This window comes from Dethiosulfovibrio faecalis, assembly GCF_021568795.1.
GTDB classification, from domain to species: domain Bacteria; phylum Synergistota; class Synergistia; order Synergistales; family Dethiosulfovibrionaceae; genus Dethiosulfovibrio; species Dethiosulfovibrio faecalis.
In genome coordinates, this window is the sequence record NZ_JAKGUE010000037.1 from 1 (window position 1) to 988 (window position 988).

General features: G+C 52.4%; 2 tRNA genes and 2 rRNA genes. All 4 read left to right on the forward strand.

Annotated features, from left to right (window positions below):
- Nucleotides 1-91 (forward strand): 16S ribosomal RNA (locus tag L2W58_RS12970); the annotation flags it as partial.
- Nucleotides 92-146: 55 nt separating this feature from the next.
- Nucleotides 147-223 (forward strand) — tRNA-Ile (locus tag L2W58_RS12975).
- Between the two features lie 20 nt (nucleotides 224-243).
- Nucleotides 244-319 (forward strand) — tRNA-Ala (locus L2W58_RS12980).
- Nucleotides 320-418: 99 nt separating this feature from the next.
- Nucleotides 419-988: ribosomal RNA gene (locus L2W58_RS12985) — 23S ribosomal RNA — on the forward strand; the annotation flags it as partial.

Here is a 988-nt window from a genome sequence, read left to right on the forward strand (position 1 = left end):
GGGGACAGATCCGTCGAAGGTGTGTCTGGTAAGGAGGGTGAAGTCGTAACAAGGTAGCCGTACCGGAAGGTGCGGCTGGATCACCTCCTTTCTAAGGAGTACGTTCTTTTACGTTCTATCATGCGCTGTTCTCTTTCTTTTTTAGTGGGCCGGTAGCTCAGGCGGCTAGAGCACTCGGCTGATAACCGAGAGGTCAGTGGTTCGAGTCCACTTCGGCCCACCAAGTTTTCGTTTTTTTTCTACGGGGGTGTAGCTCAGTCGGGAGAGCGCCTGCTTTGCACGCAGGAGGTCGTCGGTTCGATTCCGGTCACCTCCACCAATGAAGAAACCAAGATGGAGAGCGTTCTGCATAGATGTAGGACGTTTTTTGCTTTCCGTCTGGTAGTACCTTGACAAGCGAATAGAGAAAACAAAGAGAGGTTAAGGTAATAAGGGCATACGGTGGATGCCTAGGCACCTGAAGCCGAAGAAAGACGTGGCAAGCTGCGAAAAGCCACGGGGAGGAGCAAGCATCCTTTGATCCGTGGATCTCTGAATGGGGCAACCCGGCCGAGCAACCCTCGGTCATCCCGTAAGGGAAGGAACCCGGTGAAGTGAAACATCTCAGTAACCGGAGGAAAAGAAATCGAAAGAGATACCCTGAGTAGTGGTGAGCGAAAGGGGAAAAGCCTAAACCTGACGAGTGTAAGACTGCAATCGTTGCTCGTTGGGGGTTGTGGGAATATGTACTCGTGACTTGCAGGTCACGACGACAGTTACAAAAGGTATCGTTAGACGAACCGTGTTGGGAAAGCGGACCGCAGAGGGTGAAAGTCCCGTAGTCGAAAACGAAATCCCTGTCGACATATCTCCCGAGTAGGCCGGAGCACGAGGAATTCCGGTTGAATCTGGGCGGACCATCGTCCAAGGCTAAACACTTCAGGTGACCGATAGCGAATAGTACCGAGAGGGAAAGGTGAAAAGCACCCCTGGCGGGGAGTGAAATAGA